This window comes from Pseudofrankia inefficax (assembly GCF_000166135.1).
Taxonomy (GTDB): domain Bacteria; phylum Actinomycetota; class Actinomycetes; order Frankiales; family Frankiaceae; genus Pseudofrankia; species Pseudofrankia inefficax.
This window is the reverse complement of sequence record NC_014666.1, coordinates 5598897-5615581: the sequence shown is the minus strand read 5'-3', so window position 1 is coordinate 5615581 and position 16685 is coordinate 5598897. Positions and strand designations below refer to the sequence as shown.

General features: G+C 74.0%; 16 protein-coding genes. 10 read left to right on the top strand and 6 right to left on the bottom strand.

Annotated features, from left to right (window positions below):
• Position 1: 1 nt before the first annotated feature.
• From FRAEUI1C_RS22695 to FRAEUI1C_RS22680, 4 genes are all read right to left on the bottom strand, one after another.
• The gene (locus FRAEUI1C_RS22695) at positions 2-706 is read right to left on the bottom strand and encodes a TetR/AcrR family transcriptional regulator (RefSeq protein WP_013425687.1); all 705 of its coding nucleotides are present in this window, start codon (positions 704-706) and stop codon (positions 2-4) included.
• A gap of 339 nt (positions 707-1045) precedes the next feature.
• Positions 1046-2542: a protein kinase gene (locus FRAEUI1C_RS22690; RefSeq protein ID WP_013425686.1), complete on the bottom strand. Its 1497-nt coding sequence runs from the start codon at positions 2540-2542 to the stop codon at positions 1046-1048.
• Between the two features lie 8 nt (positions 2543-2550).
• Positions 2551-3423: a LysM peptidoglycan-binding domain-containing protein gene (locus FRAEUI1C_RS41230; protein WP_013425685.1), complete on the bottom strand. Its 873-nt coding sequence runs from the start codon at positions 3421-3423 to the stop codon at positions 2551-2553.
• An 80-nt stretch (positions 3424-3503) separates the two neighbouring features.
• Entirely contained in the window at positions 3504-4496 is a 993-nt protein-coding gene (locus FRAEUI1C_RS22680) for a helix-turn-helix transcriptional regulator (protein ID WP_013425684.1), read from the bottom strand.
• A gap of 815 nt (positions 4497-5311) precedes the next feature.
• Here FRAEUI1C_RS22680 and FRAEUI1C_RS22675 point away from each other — a divergent pair.
• The 9 genes from FRAEUI1C_RS22675 (at position 5312) to FRAEUI1C_RS22635 (ending at position 13547) form a co-directional block, all read left to right on the top strand.
• Positions 5312-8065, top strand: coding sequence for a sensor histidine kinase (locus FRAEUI1C_RS22675; protein ID WP_013425683.1), 2754 nt, complete (start codon positions 5312-5314; stop codon positions 8063-8065).
• Positions 8049-8441: a roadblock/LC7 domain-containing protein gene (locus tag FRAEUI1C_RS22670; protein WP_013425682.1), complete on the top strand. Its 393-nt coding sequence runs from the start codon at positions 8049-8051 to the stop codon at positions 8439-8441. The genes FRAEUI1C_RS22675 and FRAEUI1C_RS22670 overlap by 17 nt, the downstream gene beginning before the upstream one ends.
• A gap of 9 nt (positions 8442-8450) precedes the next feature.
• Positions 8451-8828 (top strand): DUF742 domain-containing protein, encoded by a 378-nt coding sequence (locus FRAEUI1C_RS22665; protein ID WP_013425681.1) that lies wholly within the window; start codon positions 8451-8453, stop codon positions 8826-8828.
• A complete protein-coding gene (locus FRAEUI1C_RS22660) occupies positions 8809-9429 on the top strand; it encodes a GTP-binding protein (RefSeq protein ID WP_013425680.1) in 621 nt (206 codons plus the stop codon). Before FRAEUI1C_RS22665 ends, FRAEUI1C_RS22660 begins: the two co-directional genes overlap by 20 nt.
• Positions 9430-9432: 3 nt before the next feature.
• Positions 9433-9690, top strand: a complete 258-nt coding sequence (locus FRAEUI1C_RS22655) for a hypothetical protein (RefSeq protein ID WP_013425679.1) — start codon at positions 9433-9435, stop codon at positions 9688-9690.
• Positions 9691-9692: 2 nt separating this feature from the next.
• The gene (locus FRAEUI1C_RS38575; protein WP_157735019.1) at positions 9693-10355 is read left to right on the top strand and encodes a hypothetical protein; all 663 of its coding nucleotides are present in this window, start codon (positions 9693-9695) and stop codon (positions 10353-10355) included.
• Positions 10348-11181, top strand: coding sequence for a hypothetical protein (locus FRAEUI1C_RS22645; RefSeq protein WP_013425677.1), 834 nt, complete (start codon positions 10348-10350; stop codon positions 11179-11181). The genes FRAEUI1C_RS38575 and FRAEUI1C_RS22645 overlap by 8 nt, the downstream gene beginning before the upstream one ends.
• Positions 11163-12155, top strand: a complete 993-nt coding sequence (locus FRAEUI1C_RS22640) for a thioesterase domain-containing protein (RefSeq protein WP_013425676.1) — start codon at positions 11163-11165, stop codon at positions 12153-12155. Before FRAEUI1C_RS22645 ends, FRAEUI1C_RS22640 begins: the two co-directional genes overlap by 19 nt.
• A 102-nt stretch (positions 12156-12257) precedes the next feature.
• Positions 12258-13547: a cytochrome P450 gene (locus tag FRAEUI1C_RS22635; RefSeq protein ID WP_013425675.1), complete on the top strand. Its 1290-nt coding sequence runs from the start codon at positions 12258-12260 to the stop codon at positions 13545-13547.
• 39 nt (positions 13548-13586) lie between these two features.
• On the opposite strand, the gene FRAEUI1C_RS22630 is transcribed toward FRAEUI1C_RS22635, so the two are convergent.
• Both FRAEUI1C_RS22630 and FRAEUI1C_RS22625 read right to left on the bottom strand, forming a co-directional pair.
• Positions 13587-14345 (bottom strand): SGNH/GDSL hydrolase family protein, encoded by a 759-nt coding sequence (locus FRAEUI1C_RS22630; RefSeq protein ID WP_013425674.1) that lies wholly within the window; start codon positions 14343-14345, stop codon positions 13587-13589.
• A gap of 156 nt (positions 14346-14501) precedes the next feature.
• Entirely contained in the window at positions 14502-15767 is a 1266-nt protein-coding gene (locus FRAEUI1C_RS22625; RefSeq protein ID WP_013425673.1) for an ABC transporter substrate-binding protein, read from the bottom strand.
• Between the two features lie 359 nt (positions 15768-16126).
• Here FRAEUI1C_RS22625 and FRAEUI1C_RS22620 point away from each other — a divergent pair, with 359 nt between their 5' ends.
• A complete protein-coding gene (locus tag FRAEUI1C_RS22620) occupies positions 16127-16645 on the top strand; it encodes a flavin reductase family protein (RefSeq protein ID WP_198318619.1) in 519 nt (172 codons plus the stop codon).
• The last annotated feature ends 40 nt before the right edge of the window (positions 16646-16685 follow it).

The window sequence follows — 16685 nt, the reverse complement described above, 5'->3', positions numbered from 1 at the left end:
GCTAGGCGCGCGGGCCGCGGTCGCCGATGCCGAGGGCGTTGATCCAGATGCGGGTGAGCGCCTCGATGGCGGTGTCGGGGTCGGCCTCGACCGGGTCGTGCGCGTTGAACAGCAGCTCGGCGAAGTAGGCGACCATGCCGCCGAGCGCCTGGGCCGCGTAGTAGGGCTCGACGGCCGGGTCGGCCAGGCCGTCGGCCTGGAGCTGGCGGATCCGTCGCTCGATGGCGTGCGCGAAGGCGTCCTGGCGCTGGAAGCGGATGCGCCAGACCTCGACGTCGATGGTGGCGACCTGGTGGATCACCCGCATGATCCCGGCGTTGGCGGCATAGGCCCGCAGGTAGTGCTCGTTGGCCGCCCGGATGCGCTCGACCGGGTCGTGGTCGTTGTCGGACGCGGGCTCGACGGTGAGCAGATCGAGCTCGATCGAGTCGACGAGGGTGCGGAAGATCTCTTCCTTGGAGACGAAGTACGTGTAGAAGGAGCCGTGCGAGACGCCGGCCTCGTCGCAGATGTCGGCGACCCGGGCCTGCAGGAAGCCGTCGCGTTCGAACACGACGCGGGCCGCGTCGAGCAGCTGGTCCCGGGTCTGGCGGCCCCGGCTGGTGCGCCCGGTTCCGCGCCGCTTGCTCCTGGGCGCGCCCTGCCAGCCCCTGGTGGCGTTCGGGATGGCCGCCCGTTGCTCGACGCGGTCGGTTCCTTCGGACACGGTGGATCCTTTCTGGGCGACACGAACCGTGCGGGCACGGCTGCCGCTGCCTGTCCTCGCTGGACAGGATCTTGCTCATCGTAGTGAGGGTGCCCGCGCCTGGGTGTACGCCGCTCTCGGGCGTCGAAGATCCACTACGGCGTCGAGGGCCTGCCGGCCGGCCGTGTCGTCCCAGGGGTCGGCCCTGCCGCGGGCTCCCCTGACGGGGCTGGTCAGGGGATCGGAGAGGCTCGAGGCAGGGCCATCGTTGACAATACCTATTAATGAAATCGACATCAACGTAGAAAAACTAACAATGAGCCGGCTCGCCGAGCTTATGGGCCGCGGCGAGGGCGGTACTCAGCTGACGGGGACGCGTTCGGCTATCCGCCAGCCGCCGTTGGTGCGCACGAGGGTGACGTTGCTGCGGGCGGGGGCACCGGCGTCCTGGTGGGCGAGCACCGACCCGTCGGCGCCGAGGAAGTCGTACGCGCCGGTCTGCTCGGTGACCACCAGCCAGACCTGGTCCGCGCTGGTCTGCTGCACCCGCAGCGCCAGGATGCGGGTCGTCAGCTGGGAGACGTGCGCCCCCCTGCTGGTGGTGTCGTGCATCAGGGCCAGATCGGCGTTGTAGACAGCGCTGCCGTTCTGGTCGACGTTGTCGAGCGCCGCCGGGTCCGCCTGCTGGAAGGCCCGGCCGCGGGCGGTCTCCAGCCCGGCGAGGATGCCGGTCCAGGCCTGCTCGACCGACTGGCTCGGAGGCGCGGCGGCACCGGAGCCACCGGAGGGCCTGGCGAGGTGCGCCACGATGGTGGCGATGACGGCGACGGCGATCACCGCCGCCGCGACGGTCGCCGCCCCGACGGCGAGCTGGCGCCCGGACGGCCGACGGCTGGGGCGCACCCGCGCCGTGGGCCCGCGCGGCGCCCAGGTGAGGCTCACGGGCGCGTCGGCGGGGCTGTCCGCGGGCTGGCGTGGCCGCGGGGGGCGCGGCCCGGGAGCCGTCGCGCCACCCGCCGGACGGGGGCGAGCAGGCGGCGCGACGGGAGCGGCCGGCGGGGCGGGTGTGGCTGGCGGGGCTGGAGGCGTGGGGGCCGGAGTGGGTGGCGCGGCGGCGAGCTGGACCGGGAGGGGCCGGGTGCTGTGGGCCAGGGCGTCGGCCAGCTGGGCGGCGGTTGGCCGCTTGGCCGGTTCCGGCACCAGCGCGGTCGCGGCGACGACGGCGACCGCCGCGGCGTCCGGGCCGGCGGCGCCGCTGATCGCGTCGCGCAGCAGGCCGGCCAGCGCGTAGACGTCGGCCGGCCCGGTCACCGGGTCCGGCCCGGGCCGCGGGACGGCGAGCTCGGCGATGCCGACCCCGATGAGGTGCGGCCGGCCGTTCGGCTCCAGCAGGATGTCGGCCGCGGTCAGGCTGCCGTGCCCGAGGCCGAGCGCGTGCGCCGCGGCGAGCGCCTGCGCGATCGGAAGGCCGACCGTGACGGCCTCACCCGGCTCCAGCTGCGCGCGCTGGGCGAGCAGCCGGCGCAGGCTCACCGCGCCGGGCACCGCGGCCGAGACGACGGCGAGGCCGCGGTCGGTCTCCAGGACGGCCAGGACGGGCACCAGATGGGGATGGTTCAGCGACGTGAGCCGGCGGGCGGCGTCGGTCGCGTTCTCCCGGTCGGCCGGGCCGGCCGGGACCCGGGTCAGCCGGACCGTGCAGGGCAGGTCGCCGGATTCCCACGTGCCGGCCCAGTCCTGGCCGACGCCCGCGTCGCCCGAGGACGGGCCGAGGGCCGCCACCCCGGGCACCGACGGCGGCGGGTCGGCGGGCCCGGTCTGCGGGCGCTGGCCCGTCTGGGCGCGCGGTGGCGGCATCGGACCGGTCAGGCCGCTGCCGGCGACTGCAGCTGCTCGCCGGGGTGCAGCAGGTTCGGGTCGGAGCCGATCAGGGCCCGGTTGGCGTCCCACCACCGCGGCCACTCGGCCGCGATCTGGGCGTCGGTCGCACCCGGGCCGAGGTGGCGGGCGGCGATCGTCCACAGCGAGTCGCCGCGCTGGACGACCTGGGCGGCGCCGGACGCGGCTGGCGCCGACGGCGCGGGAGCCGCGGCGGGTGCCGGCGCCGACGTGGGCGTCGCGGTGGGCCCGGCGGTGGGCTCCGCCGTGGGCCCCGCGGTCGGCACGGAGCTGTACGGCGGGGCCAGGTTCGGCCAGCCGGTGCTCGTCGGGGCCGCGGCCTGGCCGCCGGCGGCGGGCTCGGCGGCCGGACCGCTGTCGACGACCGTCGGCGTCCACGGGGCCGGGCTTGTGGTCGGGGCGGCGGTGGGCTCGGCGACGGGCGCGTCGGTCGGGCTGGCGGGGGTCGTCGGCCGGACCGGGGTCGTCGGGCGGGTCGGCATGGTCGGCCGGGCCGGGCTGGTGGGCGCGGCGCTGGTGGTGGGGGAGTTCGGCGTCGAAGGCGTCCGGGACGCGTCCGGGGTCGGCGCGACGCTGGGGGCCGGCGCGTCGGTCCCTGCGGCGGCCGGGCTGGTCGCGGCCGGCGAGGCGACCGGCGTCAGGACGAAGGCGGGGATGGTGATGCTGGTCGGGGCGTCGTCCGGCGTGCCCGCCGGCGCCGTGGCCGTCGGCGGGGGCGGGGTCGGCGAGACGTCGGCGGCCGAGGCCGGCCCAGCCGTGAGCAGGCCGGTGGCCGCCGCGACGCCGCCGGCCAGGGCGGCCACGAGGACGGGATGCTCGGGTCGCTTCGTCGTTCTCATCCTCGTCAGCCTCGCTTTGCGTCGTGGGTCATTACGCTGTGCCACCGTTCCGGGGTGGCGCCGGCCGCCAGGTCATCGATTCAGGCTGACTGAGACGGAGGGAGGAGATCGCCGGCCTTGACGACCAGCTCGATCCTGCTGCTGGCCTCGTACTTCGCCATCAGCTCGCTGATCCGTCGCTGGACGGTGCGTTCGGAGTAGCCGATCTGGGCGCCGATCCCCTTGTTGGTGGTGCCGGCGGCGATCAGCTGGATGATCTGGCTGTCCTTCTGGCGCTGGCGGAACTCGGCCGGGTCCGACGGGACGAGGTGCTCCCCGTCGGCGAACAGTGCGTCGATCTGCTGGGCGTAGAGGGCGACGGTCGGCGGGTGGGTGATCACGAGAGCGCCGCTGCTGAGGTCGTTGGGTAAGCGCTGGACCAGGATCGACTCGTCGTCCTTGAGGACGGCGCGGTACGGCACGTCAGGGTTGGACCGGACCCAGCCGAGCGGAGGGAGCCGCCCGGCCGCGCCGCGCCGCGCCGCCTCGATGCACTCGGGCGTCCAGACGCTGCTGAGCTGGACGCCGCGGCCGGCCGCGCGGATCATCGCCTCGATCACCGGGGTGTTCTGCCCGAAGCTCATCAGGCCGGCCAGCATGAAGCGCAGGCTGTGGGTGGCCTGCTCGATGAGCTCGACGATGCGGACGCTCACGTCGGCGTGGCTGATCATCTCGCTGCCGTCGCCGCCGACCAGCTTGCGGGTGCCCTGGCGGTGCATCGACGGCAGGTGGCTGCGCAGCAGGTCGGCGCGCTGCCGGGCCCGCGCGGCGGCGGCGGTCGCCTGCTCGGCCTGCTCCCGGGCATGCAGGGCATCCAGCCAGGCCGCGAGGTCCTGAGCGACCCACGTGCCGCCGACGCAGCGGACCTGGCCGCGCTCCATCTGGGCGCGCAGCTCGGCCTCCACCTCTTCGGAGGTGGTGCCCAGCAGCTCGGCGATGGCGTCGGCGGACGAGAACGGGTGCAGCGCCACCTGCTCCCAGATCGCGAGGCCGGTGGGGCTGAGGCCGAGGAACCCCAGGTCCAGGTCGCTCACTTGGTGCTCTTCTACGAGTCGTTGTGGTCTGGTCTGGTCTGGTCCTGACGACGGTCGGTGTTGCGTCGCACCGCGCTCCGGGGCAGGGGACGGTGGTGGCTGGCCCACGGCCAGCTGCTTGGTGTGCGCGGACGGTACCGCGATTGCGCCGGTCGGTGCTATCCCTATGGTCCGTAATTGGCGTGGTCAGGACAACCTGGCGTGATCGCGCCACGTATGGGTCACTGCGCCCCGTACTCGGCGTGTCGCGTGGCGCGCCCACTGCGTGGGAGCTGGTCGTTCCCGGGTTGGGTTTGTCGTGTTTGTCGCCGTCGGGCCCTTGGCTGTCGCGGCCGGGGCCTGGGATTGGCGCACGGCTCGGGGGCTGACGCCGGAGGTGGCCGCTTCCTGTCAAACGTTGCGTCATCGCGAAGGTGTCTAACTCTCCGTACTGTCTATCGACGGCAGCGGTGAACTGGGCGCCTTCCGCGGGCGTCCGGCGACCGGTGCTGGGGGTTCGCCGGGGCCGCCGCCGTGCGTCGTTCTGGCCGCCCGCCGTCGCTCCCGGGTGGCGGGGTCACGCCATGTCACGAAAAGTTGGCGGACTCTGGCCACATCCGCGACCTATGCGCACGTTTGGTGACCGGTTATGTTCGGCCACGCCGGGGCCGGCTTTCGGCACCCACGCGGTGGTCCCCCGTCCGTGTAGGCGCCAGCGGCCATAGCCCCACCGAGACCATTCCTGTTGCGGCTCGGGACTCCTTCGACCGTTCGCGGTCGGCTCCGGCATTGCCTGCCCGATTTGCGGCATTTGCGTGCCGGTGAGGGGAGTGGACATGGAGCGATGGCCGGTTCGGTACCGGCTCGCCGCCGCGTTGGTGGTGCCGCTTCTCACCGTCGTCGCGCTCAGCGCGTTCCTGATTGCCGCGCAGGTGCGCACCGCGCACGCGGCCTCCAGGACCAGGTCGGCGGCCGAGCTGACGATCCAGGTCAACAGGCTCATCCGGGCGCTGGGGCAGGAGCGGTACACGGCCTCGACGTGGGTGGCCTCGGCCTACCGCGTCGGCTCGGCCGACAACTCCGCGGCCCGCCCGCCCGTCGACAAGGCCTTCGCCCAGGTGCAGGCCGCCAGCTTCCCCGACGACCCGCGGCTGCGCCTCGCGCTGGCCACGGCGGAGAAGCAGATGGGCCAGCTGTCCGTGGTGCGCAAGAGCATCGACGCGAAGACGGCCGGCATCAGCGGGGTCGGTGACACCTACAACGGCATCGTCGCGGCCTGGCTCGGCGTGACCGCGGCCCAGGTCGGCGTCGGCACCAGCGACCAGGAGGTGGCCCGCACGGTCACCGCGCTGACCGCCATCTCGAACCTGACCGAGCAGGTCGCCCAGCAGCGCGGCTACGTCGCGCTGACGGTGTTCCTGCACGACCAGGTCGCCGACAACGTCGCCCGAATCCGGGCGGCGGTCGGGGGCGAGGCCGCCTGGCTGTCGCAGTTCAACGCCGCGGCCGACAGCGGGCAGCGCCAGTTCTACGACCAGCAGGTCGCGCCGGCCAGGACGCCCGCGGTCGCGATCCGGGACAAGGTGCTGACCGAGGCCCAGTCCGGCCAGGCGATCGACATCGATCCCGAGGTGTGGAAGGCCACGGTCACCACGGAGATCGACCGTCTCCGCACCGTCGAGGCGCAGATCACCACCGACCTGACCAACCGAAGCAGCTCGCTGGCCTCCGCGGCCACCGCGCGGGCCTGGCTGGTCGCGCTCGCCGCCGCCGCGATCATGGCCGTCGCGATCGGCGTGTCCGTGGTGATCGCCCAGCGGCTGGTCCGCCAGCTGCGGGCGCTGCGGGAGGGCGCGGTGGCTGTCGCGGAGGAGCGGCTGCCCGCCGTGACCGCCGCGATCCGGGCCCGCCGGCCACTGGCCGAGGACTTCGACGACAACTCCGACCTGGAGTCCGACGACGAGATCGGCGACGTCGCCCGGGCGCTGCACGACGTCTACACCGCCGCCGTGAACTCGGCGACGGAGGTCGCGGCCCAGCACTCGCTGTCCTCGTCGATGCGCAACCTGGCCCGCCGCAGCCAGGCCCTGATCCACCGCCAGCTCAAGCTGATCACCGACCTGGAGCGCGACCAGCAGGACCCGGACATGCTGGAGCGGCTGTTCCGCCTCGACCACCTCGCGACCCGCATGCGCCGCGAGGTCGAGGGCCAGATCGCGCTGTCCGGCGGCCGGCCGTCCCGGGTGTTCCGGTCGCCCGTCAAGGTGATCGACTCGATGCGGGCCGCGGTCGCCGAGGTCGAGTCCTACACCCGGGTCGAGGCGTCCACCACCGTGGACGACCGGCTCGTCGGCCCGGTCGTCGGCGACCTGATCCACCTGCTCGCCGAGCTGATCGAGAACGCCTGCCAGATGTCCCCGGAACGCACGCCGGTGCTCGTCACCAGCAGCAGGGTCGGCACCGGGGTCGCCGTCGAGGTGGAGGACCGCGGCGTCGGCATCGCCCCCGCGACGATGGCCGAGCTCAACCGCCGGCTGGCCGACCCGCCGCCGTTCAACTCCGAGTCCGAGGGCGACAAGCTCGGCCTGTGGGTCGTCGCGAACCTCGCGGCCCGCCACCAGATCACCGTGCAGCTGGCCCGCAACCCGTACGGCGGCGTGACCGCCATCGCGCTGCTGCCGTCGAACGTGCTCGCCGAGGCCGACCTCGTCGACACCCCGGACGTGCCGGACGACGAGCCGCTGAAGGCCGCGCTGGCCCGGATGAACGCGTTCGACCGGCTGGACATGGTCGGCGCCGGCTACGAGGAGCCGCCGTTGCCGCCGATGCCGATCCGCGGCCGGCCCGGCGAGGAGGTCTGGCCGAGCGGCGTGTACGAGGAGCCTCGACCGGCCGACCGTCTGGACGACCGACCGGTCGACCGGCGGCCCAGGCCGCTCGCCGACGCCGACGACGTGCCGGAGGCCGCGGTGGTCCGAGCCGCCTTCTTCGCCCCGCCGCCCGCGCGCAACGGCGCCCCCAACGGCGCTGCGAACGGCGCTCCCAACGGTGGGCCGCATGGCCCTGGGAACGGTGCCCCGGCCGGAGCGCCCGGCGGCCGGACGGACGGGCTGCCCGTCTTCGACATGGTCGCCGCCGACTGGACCCGCGGCCCGGTGCCGGTGGCGCCCCAGTCGCCGCCGACCGCTCCACTACCGGCTCCGCCGCCGGCCGCCCCGAGGGCGGTGCCCCGACCGGTGGCCGTGCCGCCACCGCCACCGCCGCCCCCAACCCGGTCGGTGCCACCCAGGCCTGTCCCCGCTGCGCACCTGCCCGTCCCCGTTCCGGACCTCCCGGCACCCCGCGCGGTCCGGCCGGTGCCGGGGGACCCGCCGCTGGGCCACCTGCCCCATCGGCGGCGAGGCGCGAACCTCTCCGAGGCGCTGCGCGGCGGCCGCCCGGTACCCGCGCCCGGCGGCCCGGCCCGCAACGAGCCCGACCCGGACAAGGCCCGACGGCTGGTGACCTCGTTCCGCGCCGGTTTCCAGCAGGGGCAGGGACTGCCCGCGGCCCGCGATGACGAAAGGACTGGCGATGCCACCCACCGGTAACCTCGACTTCCTGCTGAACGACCTGGAGCGGCGGATCGCCGACGTCCACTGGGCGGTCGCGCTGTCGGCCGACGGCCTGCAGCTCGCCCGTTCGGCGGCACTCAGCCGGGAGGGCGGCGACCAGATCGCCGCCGTCGCCTCCGGCTTCCGCTCGCTGGCGCTCGGCGCGTCCCGGTACATGGACGGCGGCGACGTCCGCCAGACGATCGTCGAGATGGACAGTGGCTACCTGTTCGTCTCCGCGATCGGCGACGGCGCGTGCCTGGCCGTCTCCGCCGCCGGGACCGCCGACCCGGGGCTGATCGCCTTCGAGATGGCGCGGCTGGTGACCAGGGCTGGTCAGGCGCTGACTCCACCGATCCGCGCGACCGCGTAGGAGCCTGCGGTGTCCCGGGGCGACGACGAGCTGCCCGAGGAGGAAGCCGGTCCGGTCGTGCGCCCGTACGCCGTGACCGGCGGGCGGACCCGTCCCACCTCGACGCTGGAGATGGTCGCCCTGGTGGCCACCACCAGCCGGGGCCTGGGTGCCGCGCGCAGCCCGTCCATGCCTCCCGAGCAGCGCGAGATCGCTTTCCTTTGCCGCCACCTCCAGTCGGTGGCGGAGATCTCGGCCCATCTCGATCTGCCCCTGGGCGTCGCGCAGGTGCTGGTCGCAGACATGGCCTCCGCCGGCTTCGTCGCGGTGCATCGGCCCGAGCGCCCCGACTGGCGGCCCGACTCCGAACTGCTCCGAAAGGTCCTCGATGGCCTACAGCGGCTCTAGACCAGATACCGAGCCCACCACCATCCCCCTGAAGATCATCGTCGCCGGCGGGTTCGGCGTCGGGAAGACGACGTTCGTCGGGTCCATCAGCGAGATTCCCCCGCTGCGGACCGAGGCGCACATGACGGCGGCCTCGGTCGGCGTCGATGACACCTCCAGAGTCGCCGGCAAGACGACGACGACCGTGGCGATGGACTTCGGCCGGATCACGCTGCCCGAGCAGGACGTCGTGCTCTACCTGTTCGGCACGCCCGGCCAGGACCGTTTCTGGTTCATGTGGGACGAGCTGACCCTCGGTGCCGTCGGCGCGGTCGTGCTCGCCGACACCCGGCGGCTGGAGGACAGCTTCGCGGCGATCGACTTTTTCGAGGACCGCAAGCTGCCCTTCGTCGTGGCGGTCAACCAGTTCGAGGGCGCGACCGTCCACCCGCTGGGCGACGTCCGCGGCGCGCTCGACATCGACCACCCGGTGCTGACCTGCGACGCGCGCAACCAGCCGTCGACCCGGTCCGCGCTCGTCGCCCTGGTGCGCCACGCCCTGGAGGCGACGCTCGCCGAGGAGGCGCGCGCCGCCGGCAGCCCACTTCCAACGAGGAGCTGACCCATGCCGTCCGCGCTGTCCCGCCGCGCCCTGATCACCGGTGCCGCGGCCAGTTCCGCCGCGGTGGCCACCACGGCGGCGGCTGGCGCGGACGGGCCCGACCACACGCCGGCGCCGGCCTCCGGGGCCCGGGCGAATCTGGTGGTGCTGGCGCGTGACGCGGCCCTGACCCCGCCGCGGCGTCACCAGACCAGTCGCCAGAACAGGCGCCAGACCAGTCGCCAGAACACTGCCGCGCGGCTCACGGCGGAAGGGTGCTGACCGTGGCCGCCACCTGGCTGGAGACGGTCGAGGCCGAGCTGTACGTGGACCGGGTGCACCTGATCCGGGCCGGCCTGCCGCCCGGCACGGTCCTGCCCGCCGTGACGGTCCGGATGCCGCCCTACACCGCCGGCGGCCTCGCCCACCTGGTCGACGACTGGAACACCATCTTCGCGATCATGAGCGGGTGCGCGTCGCCGTGGCTGGCCATGGCCCAGGCGTTGCTGCGCGCTGGGCGGGAGGCGTTGCCGCTGGCCCGGGACGTGCCCGAGCTGGTCGACCTCGCGCTCCCGCTGCCCGACGGCGGCGACGACGAGCCGGGCCTGGAGTTCGAGGTGGCGGTGGACCGGCGCCAGCTCATCCAGGCCGAGTACCCGGCCGGCACCCTGCTGCCCGCCGTCGTCGTCCGGATGCCGCCCTACGTCGCGGCCATGCTCGCCCACATCGTCGACCAGTGGGCCGCGATCGGGGGCATGCTCGGCGCGCCCGGCGCGGAGTGGGTGCCGGCGGCGCAGGCGCTGCTGACCGCGGCCCGGGTGGCCGCGCCCGCCGGGGCCGCGTCCGGCGAGCTGGGCGACCTCGTCCACCACCCGCTGGCCGGCGAGCGCCCTGGCGGCATCGTGGCGGGGGGCGGCATGGTGACGGGAGGCGGCGGCGATGCGTGACCTGCGCGTCGACCCGCTCGTCGCGAGCCTGCTGCCGGCCGACCTGCTCGACGAGCTGCGCTGCGGCCCGCACCCGGGCCGGTACCGGTGCCAGCTCTGCCTGGAGGAGGGCGACCTGGCCGGCGGTGACCCGACGTCGCTGGTCCTGCGGCGCTACCCGCAACGCCGGGTACGCCGGGTGCAGCTGATGCACGCCGGCTGCGGCCCGTCGGCGGTGACGGTGGCGCCCCCGATCCTGACCGAGGAGGAGCTCGCCGGCGGGCGGACCGTCGTCTACGCGCACCTCGTCGACGGCGGGCTCGCCGCGCTGGCGGGCTGCCGGCCCGAGCCACTCCTGGTCGTCGATGACGACGACGACCTGATCATGACCGACCCGGCCGTGCACCGCGACCCGGCGGCCCTGCTGCCCGGGGAGCTGGTCGACCCGGTGCTCTCGCACGCGCTCGCGACCGGCCTGGCCCTGCACACCTCGCTGCGTGACCAGCCGCCGCTCGTCGCCGGCTGGTCGGTGCGGATCGGCCCCCGTCTCCTGGACCTGGTCCATCCGCGCGGCGGCGGGGTCGGGATCGAGCGGCTCCCGCACACCATTCCCACCGAGTGGCGCGCCGCGGTGCGCGCCCGCGGCAACCGAGTGACCCTGCTCATCGGCCGGATGGGCCTGTCCACGGCCGTCCGGGTCCCCTACCCGTCTCCCGCCAGCCCGCGCGCGCGGGCGGCCACACCCGGGTCGTCGGCCGCGGCCGCCGCGTTCGCGGTCGCGAAGGCAGCGGGCCTGGGCCGGGTCGCGGCGGGGTGCGTCGGCGTCGAATGGACCCGGCCCGTCTGACCAGAGGCCGTCCCGCCCCGCTGTTCCTCGTCGGCGGGCTGGAAGGGCCTCCACACCCGGGCCTGCCGCTGGCGGGCGCCCTCGGCCCCGAGGTGCCGTGCCGAGGCCTGGACCTGCCCGGCCGCGGCGGCGAGCGCCGCCCGCTCGACGACGTCCTGGCGATGGCCGTACACCAGTTGCCGCACGTGCTGGCCGCGCAGCCGTTCGGGCCCTACCAGTTCGCCGGCTACGGCTCGGGCGGCCTGGTCGCCTACGAGCTGGCCCGGCTGCTGCGTGGCCTCGGCCAGCCGGTCGGCCCGGTGATCCTGCTCGACACGGTGCTGCCGCTGGCCGGCCATCCGCCGCTGTCGGCCGACTCGGTGCTCGCGGTCCGCGAGCTGGCCCGGATGCGGCACCTGGCCTGCGGCTGGCAGGGCGCCTGCCGCTGCGGGGTCGACCACGGCGCGCCGCTGGCCGCCCAGGGCGCCCGGATCGCCCGCGCCCTGGGAGCCGTCGACCCGAACCGCTACGAGGAGCACATCCTCGACGCGATCGACGTCTACACCTCGGCGCTGCGCGCCTTCGCGGCCTACCAGCCGGGGCCGTCGGACCTGCGCGTCGTCCTGATCCGGTCGGCCGACTGGTCCAACGTCTGGGGGCTGCCGTCCCAGATCGCCCGGCACACGTCGCCCTGCCTCGGCTGGGAGCGCGTCCCGGTGGCCGGGCTGCGCCTGCACGTCGTGGCCACCGACCGGCCGGGTCTGTTCACCGGCGCCGCGCTGCACGACGTCGCCGGGATCGTCGCCCACTACCTGACCGGTCGGCCCGCCGGGCCGGACCGGCCCGCCACGCCACTGCCGGAGGCGTCGGCGGTCCTGCGGTGGCCACCGACGGTCACCGCGGCCCCGCCGCCGGTCCGGTCCGCCCTGCCGGCGGCCGTGGGCCGGAGCGGGCGGGCGGCCTGGCCTGACGATCTCCAGGTCAGCGTGTCGTAGCCCGGGTGACCCTGCCGACCCCGTTGCGCGCGACCTGGCATGATCGCCGACATTGCCACAGGAGCGCGGCGCCAGGACCAGGGCGCAGGGGGAGATGACGTGATGACCGATCTGACGACCGAGGCCGCGGCGAACGCCGGTGTCCGGACCGTCCCGGCCGACCAGCGGGCCGAGGTGGTCGCGGCGCGTTACCCGGCGCATGACGGCGCCGCTCGTCTGTACGGAGACTCGATCAGTCAGGACGCCGACGTGTTATACCGCCGGCTGCGCGCCGAGTACGGCGCGGTCGCGCCCGTCCTGCTGGAGGGCGACATCCCGGCCTGGCTGGTCCTGGGCTACCGGGAGGCGCACTTCGTGGCCGGCCGTAGCGACCTCTACGACCGCGACTCGGCGCGCTGGAACGCCTGGGACCTCGTCCCCCCGGACTGGCCGATGCGGACGGCCGTCGGGAAGGGCGACTCGATCACGTGGGTGACCGGCGCCGAGCACACCCGCCGCTCCGACGCCATCCACGACGTGCTCGCCGCCGTCGACCTGTTCGAGATCCGCGACCGGTGCGAACGGGTCGCCGACGAGCTCATCGACACGTTCGCCGACCGTGGCCAGGCCGAGCTCATGTACATGTACGCGCACCTGATCCCGGTCCAGGTGATGGCGAACACCTTCGGCATCCCGGCCGAGGAGACCGCAGGGCTGGTCCGCGACCTGGTGACGCTGTTCGACCACGGGGCGGGCGCACTGGCCGCCTACGGCCGGCTCATGGGGCTGATGACCCGGCTCATCGAGCAGCGGCGTCAGGGGGAAGGCTTCGACACGATCTCCCGGCTGCTGCGCCACCGGGCCGCCTACACCGACGACGAGGCGCTCCAGGATCTCTTCGCGGTCATCGCCTCCGCGCAGCAGCCGGTGGCGTACTGGATCGGGAACACCCTGCGGCTGCTGCTGGCGGACACCCGGTTCGCGACGTCGCTGGCCGGCGGGCGCCGCAGCGTCGGGCAGGCGATGTCCGAGGTCCTCTGGGAGGACCCGCCGGTCGCCAACTTCACCGGCCGCTGGGCGGTGCGCACGGGCCAGCTCGGCAGCCAGCGCATCCAGGCCGGCGACATGCTGGTGCTCAGCGTCGCCGCGGCGAACAACGACCCGGAGGTCCGCCCCGACAGCGCCGCCGGCCCCGGCGGCAACCAGGCGTACCTGACCTTCGGCCACGGCGAGCACCGCTGCCCGTTCCCCGCGCAGGAGCTCGCCGAGGTGGTCGCGCAGACCGCCGTCGAGGTGCTCCTCGACCGGCTGCCGGACCTGACCCTCGCCGTGCCCGCCGAGGACCTCGTCTGGAACCCGGCGATCTGGGTCCGCGGCCTGGCCACGCTGCCCGTCACGTTCACCCCCGCCTAGCCCGGCGGGCGCCGCCGCGTCCCCCGGCGGCGGCGCCGGTCAGACCGCCGCGGGCTCGATCAGGGTCCAGCCCGCGTGCTTCCCCGTGCGCCCGTCGCCCGAGGAGCGGCCGGTGAGCCGGCGCGTCATCCACGGACGGACGTGCCGCCAGTAGTACCGCGCCTCCGCGAGCGGACCGGGCGACGGTGGCTCCACGGCGAGCGGTGCCGGCCCGGGTGCCTCGGCGCCGAGGGCGGCCAGCACGAGGCCCGCGACCCGTTGGTGGCCGAACGGGTTGAGATGGAGCCGGTCCTCCGACCAGTACTTCGGCGCGCGGATCTCCGTGTCCCCGAAGGCGTTGACGAACAGCACGCGGCGCTCCTGGGCGAGCCTGGCGGTCGCGTCGGTCAGCTCGGCGGCCCGGCGGTGCAGCACGCGGCCGAACGGGAGCCGGTCGGACGGGTCCGCGCCGGCCAGCAGGACCGGGGTGACCCCGGCCCGCTGGCACCGGTCGACCGCGTCCAGGAGCAGGGAGATGAGCCGGACGAGGTCGGCTCCGGGGCGCATCATGTCGTTCCCGCCGCCGTTGATGGTCACGACCGTCGGAAGCGGGTCGAGGGCCAGGGCGGCGTTGAGCTGTTCGGTCACGATCGCTTCGAGCAGCCGGCCGCGGATCGCGAGGTTGACATACCAGGTTTCCGCCGGGTGGTGGGTGGCCAGCCCGGCCGCGACGAGGTCGGCCCAGCCCCGGGGGCTTCCGTCGGCCCGTTCGTCGCCGACGCCTTCGGTGAAGCTGTCCCCAAGCGCGGCGAAGCGCACTGCTGCCTCCTCTGCCGGTGGCCTGTCCGGTGGCCGTCCGCTGTCCGGTGGCCGGCCAGTGCTGCCGGTGCCGCTGGCCGCGACCTCCAGGCTTTCGCGATCTCCGCGGACGGAGCATCGCATTGCCACGGTATGTCCGCGGTGGCCCGCCGGTCGCTACGTGAGCGGCGCGCCGCACCAGAAGCCGTTCTTGTCGAGAGCCGCCGGCGGCGGTACCGAGGTGAAGGCGCGGCCTGCGTGGTCGACCTTCACGAAGTTGAAGCAGTTGTCCGGCTCCAGCGGCTTGCTGAGGTCCACCGGGGCGACCAGACCGGCACCGGTGAAATTCGTCACCTTTCGCAGATTCTGGATGAATGCTTCCCGGGTTGGACACGTTCCCGCCAGGCGAAGGCCCTGGATCATCTCGTCGGCGGCGACGTAGCCGGCGAGCGCCAGGTCGTCTCTCGGGTCGGCGAGCTCCGGCGCGTAGGTGCTCATCGCCCGGTCATAGGCGAGCATCGCCGGCGAGTCGACCGCGGAGTAGCCGGAAATGATCGAGATCCCCGCCATGTCGCCGCCGCGCTGGGTGAGCAGGCCGGGGTCGTAGCCGGTGGCGCTCAGCGCGGCGGCGAGCGTGATTCCGAGTGCCTTCGCCTGCGTGTAGATGTCGATGAAGGTGCTGGCCTGGGTCGCGGCCACGAGGGTGTTCGCGCCCGCGTCAGCCAGCTCGTGCGCGACGTGCGACGGGCTCGTCAGCCCGTCGGTGAAGGGGACCTCGCCGACGACCTGGATCCCCCGGCTGCGCAGGCTGGGGGTGAACTGGGCCGCGAGGTTCTGCGACGTCGCGGTACTCGAGTCGATGACGACCAGCGCTTTCGTGCCACCCTGCGCCTTCACGTAGTCGCCGATGGTCGAGGCGCTGCCCGGGTTGAACACGTTGCCGAAGTGGAACAGGTTCGGGTGGGTGCTCCAGCTGGCGCTGGTGGCCGTCCCGGTCACCGGGATGCCCTGGGCCTGCAGCCACGGGGCCGAGCCGTCCACGACGATCGACTGCGCGACCAGGCCGAAGACGCCCTCGGTGTCGACGAGGTCGTGGGCCTCCGCGGTGAACTTCCCGGAATCCGACTCGTCGTCGCCCCAGACGACGTCGATCCTGCGGCCGCCGACGCCGCCGCTGGCGTTCTGCTGGTCGATGCGGGCCTGGACCGCGCTGCGCGTCCCCTTGAAGGTGGCCGCGACGGCGGTCGGTCCCGTGTCGGGGTAGATGAGGCCGATCTTGACGGAGCCCGCCGTCACGCCCGGCGTCCGCGTCGGGCAGGACCCGGCGCCGTCGGCGCTCCTGGTCGACGACGCGCCACAGCCGGCGAGAAGAATGGACGACCCCAGCACCACGGCGGCGGTGACGACTGTGTTTGTCCGCGCGGGCAGTCGGCGTAGGTTCATGACGCGCTGTCTCCTGTCGGGTGGGGCAGCACCGGGCCGTAACAAATTCTTTACGTAGCGTCGTAATGAACGCTATCGTGCGGGTCCCGCCGGGTTTCTGTAGGGGTGGCCCAGTAGGGGTGGCCAGTTCTTGCCACGCGCGTGGTCGGTGGGCTGAAGAGTGCTTGATTGATTCTTTCTGATTAAATGGACGATTCTTATCGCCGGCCTGCGCGCTCGCCGCCGGCCGCCGGCCGACAGCGCCGCTCGTTGATCGCCGGCACCCGTTGATCGCTGCCTGACCGCTGGACCCGGGGCCGCTGGCCAACCCGGGATGGCTTCACTTGACACCTGATATATCAATTTGCCAGGCTGATCCGGTGACGAGTGCGGCAGACGCCCCCGAGGCGGGCATGACGGACCAGACGCCCCGGCTCTTCCGGGAGGCCATGGCCCTGTTCCCCAGCGGCGTGACGATCGTGACGACGGCGGACGGCGACGGCCGGTGGTGGGGGTTCACGGCCAGCTCGTTCTGCTCGGTCTCCATGGACCCACCGCTCGTGCTCGTCTGCCTCGCGGCGACGGCGGAGTGCCATCCGGTGTTCGAGACGGCCGAGCGGTTCATCGTGCACGTCGTGCCACCGGAGCACGCGGGCCTCGCCGTCCGGTTCGCGACCAGGGGAGCGGACAAGTTCGCGGACGCCGGCTTCCAGTCCGACGAGCACGGGCTGCCGGTCCTCGACCGGGCCTGCGTGACGCTCAGCTGCGTCACCCACGCGGTGCAGCCGGCGGGGGACCACTCGATCCTGCTCGGCCGGGTGGGCCGGGTCTCGGTGAACGACGACCCGCCGGCCCTCTACTTCCGGCGCCGGTTCCACCTGATCGGTGACGTGGCCTGAGCGGGCCGAGCCGGGTGAGGTCGGCTCGACTCTGATATAC